This window comes from Pseudomonas sp. Y3 TE3536 (assembly GCF_053629175.1).
Map to the genome: position 1 here is coordinate 330941 of NZ_JBRJHU010000001.1, position 10272 is coordinate 341212.

At 56.4% G+C, this 10272-nt stretch carries 5 protein-coding genes; all 5 read right to left on the reverse strand.

Annotation, left to right across the window (positions count from 1 at the left end; genetic code table 11):
- Window positions 1-2 precede the first annotated feature (2 nt).
- Genes AB7M33_RS01495 through AB7M33_RS01515 form a run of 5 tightly spaced genes read right to left on the reverse strand, consistent with a single transcriptional unit; the run spans window position 3 to window position 10246 of the window.
- Window positions 3-491 (reverse strand): hypothetical protein, encoded by a 489-nt coding sequence (locus AB7M33_RS01495; RefSeq protein ID WP_454242319.1) that lies wholly within the window; start codon window positions 489-491, stop codon window positions 3-5.
- On the reverse strand, window positions 491-3388 hold the full coding sequence (locus tag AB7M33_RS01500) for a hypothetical protein (protein ID WP_454242320.1): 2898 nt from the start codon (window positions 3386-3388) through the stop codon (window positions 491-493). The genes AB7M33_RS01495 and AB7M33_RS01500 overlap by 1 nt, the downstream gene beginning before the upstream one ends.
- 4 nt (window positions 3389-3392) lie before the next feature.
- A complete protein-coding gene (locus AB7M33_RS01505; protein ID WP_454242321.1) occupies window positions 3393-5825 on the reverse strand; it encodes a hypothetical protein in 2433 nt (810 codons plus the stop codon).
- A 57-nt stretch (window positions 5826-5882) separates the two neighbouring features.
- A complete protein-coding gene (locus AB7M33_RS01510) occupies window positions 5883-8405 on the reverse strand; it encodes a hypothetical protein (RefSeq protein ID WP_454242322.1) in 2523 nt (840 codons plus the stop codon).
- A gap of 26 nt (window positions 8406-8431) precedes the next feature.
- On the reverse strand, window positions 8432-10246 hold the full coding sequence (locus AB7M33_RS01515) for a hypothetical protein (protein WP_454242323.1): 1815 nt from the start codon (window positions 10244-10246) through the stop codon (window positions 8432-8434).
- Between the last annotated feature and the right edge of the window lie 26 nt (window positions 10247-10272).

A 10272-nucleotide genomic window follows, 5' to 3' on the forward strand; every position in this document is an offset into this window, starting at 1 on the left:
ACTCACTTTGAAGGAGACCTAATAACCACACAGGACAACTTTCCTTCAATAAAGTCGTGATCTTTACCCCCCAGCCTCATGACACCCGGCGTCACAATCGTATTGAAATTATGCTTGAGTTTACGAATATCATACCAAAGCGAAGTGGTGGGATGCTTGATAGCGCGAACATCGAACCACCAATCCCCGTCGTAAGAACATGACCTCTCAGAGATCAGTGTCACAACGGTACTGGAGAGGACGTTTTCGAATTTAAAGTATGTCGCCACGTCGTTGCCACAGCCGTCCATCTTGAACTGCTTGGCATTCGCCCCTACAGCCGGCGCTGGTACAGAACACTGCTTGCCGCTCGGTACCTGGTCATTCACAAATTGCGAAAACCTTATGACTGCTTGGGCCTGCGTTCCACTTGCCTGCACCGTTTGCCCTGCACTGCTGCCAACAAGAAGGCCAGCAAATAGCATCTGTACGATTTTAGCGTTAATATTCATCACACGCCTCCTGAATTTCGGTCAGTCAAACGAATCGTCATACTGTTTTCTGCAGTTGGACGCGAAGGGACACTGTGTACCAGCACATTCCGGTCACCGATGGTGTCGGCTGGCAGATAATCAATTTGAACCAGGTGCAAATTGCCCCGTGCGTCACGTAACTGCACACGTAACGCTTTGGACATCTTGGTAAATGCTTCAAGACCACGTGCATTGCTCAATGAGCGATTCCAATTGCGGAAGTTTGCAATCACCAGCAAGCTGGCCTCATATTCCGTCGCCACCGGCCGCTCGAAGTCCACTCGCCCCAACACCGCTGCCATGCCACCGTCGAAAGACACTTTCTCCGGTTCCGCCTCCCCCTGGTTCTGGAATAAATACCCCGTGTAACTGTGGAACACTTCGTTACCCGCGCTGCTTTCCCAGCGAACCAACGAAGTATTGACGTCTCTCTCATTGTCACTTTGCCGAGTCTTTACAAACTCGGCGGTATAGAACGTTCCCGCCTTGTAATCCAGCATCCAGTAATCGTCGGTGATCGGGTGATCATCGAAATCTAAATGTTCCGGGTCCGCCCCACCCAGGTCCCCGCCCCCGCCCGCCACGCGTTTGCGAATGAAGGTGTAATCACTGGATTTGTAAGGCTCCGGTGTGCGGACCTGAACTTCAATGGTGGCATTGTTGTGTAAAGTGTCATTGGAGTAGAACCACTCGCCACTCGCGGCCTGAAAGCCCGCGTAAAATACCTGCGAACTGGATGTTCCACGCCGCTGCAAGTAGAAGATCTGCCTGATGGTGCGGTCTTCCGGCGCCCGTTCGGTAACAGGCTGCGTTGCTGGGTCGACAGCCACGGGGCTGGATTCGTTGCCCAGCAAAAATATGTTTCTTTTCAAGCTGGTGCGCCAGACATTTCCGTAAACAGAACCAATGCCTTCCTCGTTGTCACACAGGCCGGGGATTTTCTGTCCCGCCCGATCGTACAGCGTCATTGACGCGATTTCTGCCGGGCTGAGTTTGTAATCCTTGCCATCCACCTGTTGGGTTTCCACGGTAACTTCCACCTCCAGCTGCTGATAGCCGTTGGAGTCGATCGTCCCGCGTGTGCCCTGGCTGCTCTTGCCGACGGTGATGGTGAACCGTTGCAGCGACTTCCAACTGGTCTGCGCCTGCAGTGCGGACGTTTTCAGCACGCTATAGCCCGCGGCGAATACCACACCGTTGCGCACCACTTCACAGGCCACCACATTGCTTTGCGGTTTGTGCTGCGCCGATGCGGTGAACTGACCCGATGGCGTCACGCTGCCAGCGCCGCCCAACACCCGCCAACGTCTGGGTTCATTAGGCATAATGCGTTGGACGTCGTTCAGCTGGATACTGCCACCATAAGCGAGTTTCGGCACGAAAGGGGGTTCGAGCGTCACCAGTGGCTGGCCATTAACCATGATCAGCGCAGCGTTCCTCTGCTCACTCGCCGCGGCCTGTACCTCCTGCACAGTCAGGGTCCGTTTCAATGCTCTACGATGAGGGGAAAACCGCGCATGCCTCTCGCCAAGGGTCGCCAACTCACCCATAGGTGGCTCAAGCAGTTCCCAGCCGACGGGCTCTTCACCCGCATTCCATACGTCTACCCCTGCTGCATGACGCGCAGGGCGGAAAGCAACGGCACTGGGCGTTACCAATAAGCCCTCGTATGTAACCAAGAGACGGGCTGCTGCGCTGTAAGTGTTGTCGCCCTCGTCGTACTCGGCGATAACGATGATGGTCTGGATCTCCTCCCCCATGTCTTCCTGGGAGGGGGCGGTGTACAGGCCATTCTTATCGATTTTGCCGTGGCCTTCCGGGGTATTGCTTTGTGGGCTGACTGCGCTCCAGCGCGAAGCGGTGAGCGGCTTGCCCTCGCCGTCGTACAGCACGAACGGCTGCTGTTTGCCTGCAGCTATCACTGCTCGCTGCGCCGGTTCAACCGTCAAGCTCGTGCGCAGCGGATCGATATTGCCAAACACGGCCAGGTCCAGCGGTACATGATCTTCTTTTTTTACAAACGCATTGAGCTCGGGGAACAACAGGCTGGCGAGCAACTCCAGGCCCTCGTCGGACGCATGGCTGAGCATGTCTTTGTTCAGTACCAGCGTCGCCGAGTAGTCGCCATCAGGCAGCAGGTACGGAAAACTGTCATCAGGCGACTGCCCGTCAACTGTGTTGTCACGCAGACGAATGAACATCAGTACCGCCCCATCCCCTTGATTGCTAGCACCACGCACGCGTGCACCCGGGGCGGCCTGGGTACGCAGAATGAAACGCTTGGGTGTCAGCGGTTCGTACCCTTTGAAGTCTACCGTCCCAAGATCGAACATTGCGCAACGGGCAGGCATTTCGTGCATCCAGCTCTCCAGTGCCTTGATAAGCAGCTGGTTAAAGTCTTCATCCTCCTCCAGCAGGTTGGTCTTGAAAGACGCACCTTTGGCCAGATTCAACGTAACTCGGCCATAGGGGTCGACCTCACCGACTACCGTTTCGAGGTCTACCTCCATTTCCAGCCAATACATCGCTGCCTCAGTAATCTTGATATCGCTGATCAAAGCCCCAGTCGTAATGACCGTACCTTTGATAATGTTCATGGTCACCGTGGCTTTGGAGTCGCTCATCGATGCGCTGTCGAAAGACAACAACGGCGAACCAAACCCCAGACCTTGTATTTTCAGAGAGTCGCCTACGTTCTTCCCTGTCAGCGAGTCACTAAAGGGCGGCAGGTACGTGTTTTCCTTAAGTCGCGTGAAGTATTGCCGCTCCAGCAATTGGTTCAGCCGCTGGCGACTGTAGGCAGCAACTGCCCCCCAACCCAGCGTCACCGACCCCTTACTCATGTGTGCAAGCAACTGCGCCAATGAATTAGACATGGCATTACCCTCCGAAAGACTGTTGCGAGCGCACGCGCAGGCCTGCCGGAATGGCAGCGCGGCGCGTGGCATCGAAATACTGCGACAAAGGCAGCGTCAGGATCAGGTGGCCTTCGAAAATGAGGTTGTAATCTGGTATCGCTAACTTGGCCAGGATCAGCGCGAAAGGCATACCGGCGTCAGGGTCAGGAGGCGTGAAGACGCCACTGGCATCGATCTCGCCGGTACCCGCAATCGGCAGGATCAGTTCCACACCGGGTATGACATTCCCGCTCAACCGCACCTGCAACTGCAAGGCGCCATTGGGCAACGTACGGGCAACCTCAATGATGAGCTCCGGACTGCGCTGGCGCACCAGCACATGAATCAAGCCAGACTCGCCCGCTTGAGCGTCCTCTACTTTGATCTGGTCAAGCACATAGGTCTGGTTGGCAGATACCAGGCCACCTGCGGAGTAACTGCACCGCTTGCCATCTTCGCTGGGCTGGACCGCACCCCGCCCCTCTGTCTCGGGGTCGAGCACCGACCACTTCAAATCCCCCCCCAGCGTGCCAGCCGTGAGGGTCAACTGATCCTCGATGTAACACACGCGAATCAAGGGGTTGACGGTCAAAGCAGCGAGCAACACGGTAACCCTGCTCATGCTGCGCTGGCCGGTGAACGGGTCCGTGGCGATGACCCGCGCGCGCACCTCCTGCCCGCCCATTGCATGTGCTGGCGGCGCGCGGTATTCACCCTGAGCATCGATCCGCCCAATATCACCCTGGGCACCGGGCAACGCCTCAAGGCTCCAGACCAGCCCCTCACGCGCGGGTTCGACGGTAAAGGTATGGCGCTTGCCGGGTGCAATCACCACGGGTGGGTCAACAACACGGAAAAATGCAGCGCTGTTCTGGTTCGCGAACAACGCCATACCCGCGGGAAACTCAAAGTGGAATGGGACGAACCGATGATCAGGGGCCAGCGTCACGCCGTTGCTCACCTGCTCCGGCACCATCGCCGTCAGTTTTTTGGCCAACCCTTCCAGCACTGCTTGCTTGATGACGAAGGCGACGAACGCATTGATCTCTCGTTTCGTCTGCGCTGACAGGCCAACGGGTAGGCCATTGACCGGTGTTACCTCGGCTGCCTGTTCCCAAGGCCACAACACATGGCCCAGCAGCATGCACCCAGCTTCTTCCTCTGGCGTTGCAGGTTTGTCCAGGTGGAACAACGTGCGCAGATCGAACTTGAAGGTCGCTGTATGGGTTTGCCAAAAGTTCTCGCGTTTGGTCCTGTAACGCAGTGTCAAGGTACAGAACGACTGCCAATGCTGGCGAACTTCATCGTGGTCGAACTCAATGCTAAGCGGCGACTGGAAAGCGCCTTGGGGCGCCTGTCCGCGGGCGCTCTCAGTGGCGGGAGTGCAGCAACAGCAGCAGCATGCCTGCCCATGCTGGCTGAGGGAACGGTTGCCCCCTGCGGCGTCTGAAGGCGCAGCCCCCCCCACCGGAATAACGAACTCATCGCACTCGAACTGGTAATCGTTGCTCTCATAGGTGCTGGGGTGAACACGCAACTGGCCGGCCTTGGCGTCCATACGCGCTAGCGTTTTATCCGCGTCCAGGTGCGACTCGAACACCCCGCCTTCAAGCATCTCTTCAAGCCCTGTAGCGTAAGCAGCCCTGTGCAACAAGCGCGAAGACAGCAGCAGGGTGGAGGTGACCGGTTGCGACAGATCATCCGGCAGCAGGAAAGGGTAATTGTTCTGCTCGGTAGGGAAGTTGCCCAACGGGCCATTTTCCAGGCCTGCGAACACCACCATCGCAGCTTTGCCGTCTAATTTGCTGACATGTGTACGGACCGCACTGTCACGCACCTGCAGGTACGGATTGCCAGCCAGCGCCTGAAAGTCCACCAACGGATAGACTCGACGGGCGATATCCAGCCCACTGACGAAGTCCTTGAAAAAGCGCCCGGCAGCCAGCCGCTGGGGCAATCCACCGCCCAGGTCAAGCTCAGTCTCCACACCCTCTTTCAAGTCGGCCTGCACACCTTGCGAGTTGGCTGTCAATGCCAGCTCTTGCTTGACCTGCAACGGATCCAGCAGGTCGTGCATCGCCACACCGAGAAGGCCGTCGGCCTTGTCCATGATAAAGTGCATACCGCCTTCCAGTGCGATGGTTTGCCGCACGTTGGGCGATGAATACGCCGCCTCGATATCCCCTAACCGTGGCGGCCCCATGCGGTAGCCAGTCAGCACGTGGGTAATACCGCTACCCGGCACAGCGATCTCGCCTTCGATATCGCCCAGCGCGCTGCTCTCGCGACTGTAGTGCGCCAGCTCCACAAGGTCGTTGGCCTGCTCGGGACGCATTGCGAACGTGAGGTCCCAATTCATATGGCTGGGGTGCTGCTTCATCCATGCCAGGATGACTGACAGATAGTTACTAGACATGATATGGCCCTGTTCAATTTATGCTGTAAGGCATTCGTGTGATTGAACGTTGTTCAGCTACTTGCGTGTGAGACGCCTTGCGGCCAGCTCGAGCGTTCCATAGGCCCCCGGGTGCTCAACCAAGGGCAACGGCAGTACAATGAAACCGTCATAATTGAGGGGAATGGGGATGAAGTTCCCCGAGCCTGGCGGAAACTCCACCTCCGCCTGCGTCTGCAAGTTGCACCGGACCACACTGAACGGAGCATCTGACGTAACGGCTTGATAATAGGGATTGCCGTCTTCGTCTTTGCCGATCTGGCCTGGGCCATGGACCACTGTCAGTTCACCCGGAATAGCAGCACCGCCGCCAAATAACTGCAGCCATGCCCTGCCCAACTTCACATCGTGCTTTGACATGATCACTGTGGTGGGAGGTTTAAGTTTGCTATTTGTGATCAGGCACACCGAACGGCGTTCACCGGTACTGTTGCTGACCTCTACCTCCTCAAGCACAAATGCCTTGCCCTGCAGGTCTGGGCCAGGTATGTAGGTGTTGGTGGCACCGGATGCATGAGCGAGAGAGCCATGAGGTTGCGCGCCCAGAATTCTCCAGTTCAATTCGCCCTCGGACACATGACCAGCCTTGAGGCTCACCCCTTCATCCCCAACCTGGCAAAGCTCCACCAGTGGGCTCACACTGAGCGCGTTTTTCACCACGGTGACCAACGCGGAACTGGAGAAACCTGTGGCTGGCGCGGTGGCGGTGATGCGCACACGGGTAAAGTCATCTCGGATACCACTGGCACCGGGAGCCAGGTAAAGTCCATTAGTAACGCGGTCGAAATTGCCCGCATCGTCAGCAGAGCCTTCCACTGACTCGACGGACCACTCGATCTTCTGTTGCGCAGGCACGACAGAGAGCTGTAGCTTGTCCCCCTGGAGCATGACTTTTTCGAGTGGCGAGACGGTAAACGTCGTCAATTTCGGGTTGACGCTACCGAAGCTCACCACGTCGCGAGGCAAGTAAAGATCGCGCCCCGCGATGGCACCGCCGAAGTTAAGCTGGATCGTTTTCTCTACCACCTCATTAATATACAAATCGGTGGCAAAGTCTTTTGCGAGTGCGGCCCGCAACAGAGGGATAGACGTGCCACGTACAACATTTTCCACTGCCGCGTACACACTTTTCCTCATCCAAACAGCGTGTTCTACACTGGTACCAAATTGATTACCCTCCGCCGGGGGCACTGGCCAGCCTCTCTCAAGATTATACAAATCCCACGTATTCGGAAAATCAATGTTGATGCCTGCCAACTTCAACATACCGCCTTGCTGATCATCAATGTTCCAAGTAATTTTTATAATTAATCGAGACTCCGCCGACCACCCCCCCAGCATAAAACTCGGGTGCGTTCCTGGGTTCCAAGGGTCCGCATACCCCCAAGAATCCCAATACCGGGTTACCTCAACATCCAGCCAAGCCGTTTTATCAAACTCCAAGACCGCCTGACCATTAGCAATATGAATTTTCAGATTTCCCGCCAACGGCATCGTCCCCGCTGGCACCCGCATATTCATCTCACTGAAAAACCACCCATAACCGCCAGCGGCGTAGTCACCTTCAAAAAATGCGCTATCGGCCCCACCTGAAAAATTTAGTTGTCCATCCGTGAACGTTGCGGTTGCCGCGCCATCATTCGCGTACTCAACATTGAATTCTGCCGCCTCGAAAAGGGTACGCGGTATATTCCGAAGAATAGTTGCGAGCGCAACCCTATTTTTTCCAAACATCACCGTCGCGGAATATCCACTGCTGTCGCCAGGTATCAAATAACGATAGTCTTTCCCAGGTGTAGACGCTTGTTCGAGACTGCCACCGACCATGTGAATCGTCCCCAGCAACGCCCCGTCCGTATCTGCTTCCCCCTCAATATCCATCGGCGAACTCGCTATTGAAGGATTGCGTTGGGTATACAATTGAAACGACTCCGGCCGCAGCAAGTCATCATCACCGTGCTCGATATGCCCCAGTGACCAGACGCGTTTTTCATCCGGCAACGCTCTGAACAACTCTTTAAAAAAGTCGCCACCCAACTCTCGAATACGCCTGGAATCGGAAAACATCATGACAAAATCGTCACTATTGCGCAGGTCCAAGGTCAACGCGCCGCCGTCATCGACATGCCCCGGCACCTCACTCAACTGCAGATTCAAACGCAACTCTGGGCCCACCAAAGGTTCGATCCGATCAATACGCTGGGGGTACCAGTTGGCGCCAGCCTGCTTCAACCCTACCTGATTGCCGCCCACCATCTTCATGCGCAGGCTGGCGCGGGAGCTGGTAATATCGGTGTTATCAAAAGACAGCCTAGGGTGATCCAGAATAAAATTCTGCATGAACACCTTATAACCATTTTCTGCCTTGGTCTCACCATTCACCGGCGGCAGGTACGAACTGGTCTTGAAGCGCCTGATATACTCTTGAGTCAGCAGCCTGTCTGCCTTGGCTTTATCAATTGCAAAAACAGAGTCATTGCCCAGCAGTCGATCACCCGTCTCCAACCACTTCAGCAAGCTCGCCTTGGAATTAGTCGACATGATTCACCTCGCGCAAGAATTGGATTTCAATCAATCAATTCGATATCGACGGAACGAAAGTCCCGCCAGGTTTCGCCATCATCAAAACTGGCAGACACCGTCAACCTGAACTTTCTGTTCAGTAGCAACCCTTCAAGGAATGCTGTGGGCAAGTGCGCTATAACAAGGCCATCGTAATACTCGTCATCACTCACCTCGGTTGAGCGCGGGCGCAGGGTATGCTTGGCACTTTTACGGCTTTTCGGCACACCTTCGGCTTCGATCCCCAGCAGGTGCCCTTGTGCCATGAATGCCCATGCCCCCAAAGAGCACAGCGCGCCGCCAGGCGGCACGTCACCCAACGACAGTTGCTCGTTCTCAACCCCCTCCACCTGTATGAGCGGGTAGCTCTGCTGGCCGTAATCGGCCACCTTCAGGTCGAATTTCTGTGAGCTGCGGGGCAATTCGCCAGTTTTGGTAACGGTGTAATAGACCTCAAGGCGCCTGCCCATGTTGGCGGCGATGGCCGTTCGCGGCACCCTGAACAGGCGCAGGTCACCAGAGACGGGCTGTGGCACGATGACCGAGCCCGTGCTGCCATGCCCCTCCCAGTGCATACTGACCTGCGGTGCCGGCAGCTCCCCCTCACCCAACTCTGCATCCGCCGGAATACGCACTTCGGCACCGCCATTGAGGTTACGCGGGTGGACAGTGCCCTGATACGGCTCATCGTTCCATTCCGGCACGGCATGTTTGATGACGGGCAGTGGCAGGTTCAAGGGGCGCTGCAAGGCCACGGTCAGCCCCTCCGAGCGCTTTTGTGCCCCAGGGCGTCCGTACTCATAGCTGAAGGTAATTTGCTTGCCACGGTTGACCTCGCTCTGCAGCCACGCACGGTCCAGATGAAACGCCAGGTGTTGGCTGTCGAGCGAACTGACATCTGCTCGCACGCTGCGCAGGCTCACCTCCGGGCCGTCTACATAGAGCATCAGGGAATCGCCCAGGCGTAGGTCTGGGTAAGGCTCGGCCAGCAGCCAGATACCGTCCTTATAAACATCGCCATCGGGGTCGAGCGTGTCTCCTACATGCCCCGGAATACTGGGCGCCGCCAGCAGAGGCGTGGCAGGAGGGTCACTTGGATCGGGCCAGACAATGGCGAAACGTTGCTCAGGCGAACGGCTTACCGAGCCATCGGTATATTCGATGCGGTAGCGCAAAACCCCGAAGCCGAACATGTAGTTTTCGACATCACCACGTTCCAAGTGCCAAAGCAACGGCTGGCCGATGTCAGCGTTGCTGACTTCATGCAGCAATTCGATCGGCTCGCCAGGCGCGAACTCGTTGTAATGAGGCTGCCACACCAGGAATACCTTGTCCCCTTCAGCCATGGAGACATACGGCGAAGTCGCCAGTTGCAGGCCCTCATCTTTGAGTTGAGTAACATCAATGATCAAGTCATGGGCACCCTGCAGGTGCGCGACCGGCAAGGCCCACAGGCCGTCGGCCATTCGGTTGATGTAAAAGTGCCTGCGCTTCGACTCCTCCAAAAAACCGCCGGTGCTATCCAGAAGTTGGAACGAATAGAACACCGTACCGCCTCGCAACTTCAAAACACGATCGAACTCGATCCTGAACCGCCAGCGCTGCTGAGCGTCAAGTACATCCACCTCAACCTCAACGAAAATATCATCAACGGAGCCATCTTCCATCAGGCCCCGCCAGTTGATCTTCACGTAATCTCCCGGTGTGATACCGCTGTAGGTTATCCAGGTATCTAGTGGGCCTGATGCCAGCGCATCCAGATCAACCGAATTTGTCCTCACGTCGAGGTGCGCGACCTCCGGCCTGTCTGGCGTATTCATGAAAGTGTCCTCTGTGACCAATAACC

Coding starts and splice junctions, on each gene's coding strand:
- AB7M33_RS01495 (WP_454242319.1), bottom strand. CDS start 491: ATGAATATTAACGCTAAAATCGTACAGATGCTATTTGCTGGCCTTCTT.
- AB7M33_RS01500 (WP_454242320.1), bottom strand. CDS start 3,388: ATGTCTAATTCATTGGCGCAGTTGCTTGCACACATGAGTAAGGGGTCG.
- AB7M33_RS01505 (WP_454242321.1), bottom strand. CDS start 5,825: ATGTCTAGTAACTATCTGTCAGTCATCCTGGCATGGATGAAGCAGCAC.
- AB7M33_RS01510 (WP_454242322.1), bottom strand. CDS start 8,405: ATGTCGACTAATTCCAAGGCGAGCTTGCTGAAGTGGTTGGAGACGGGT.
- AB7M33_RS01515 (WP_454242323.1), bottom strand. CDS start 10,246: ATGAATACGCCAGACAGGCCGGAGGTCGCGCACCTCGACGTGAGGACA.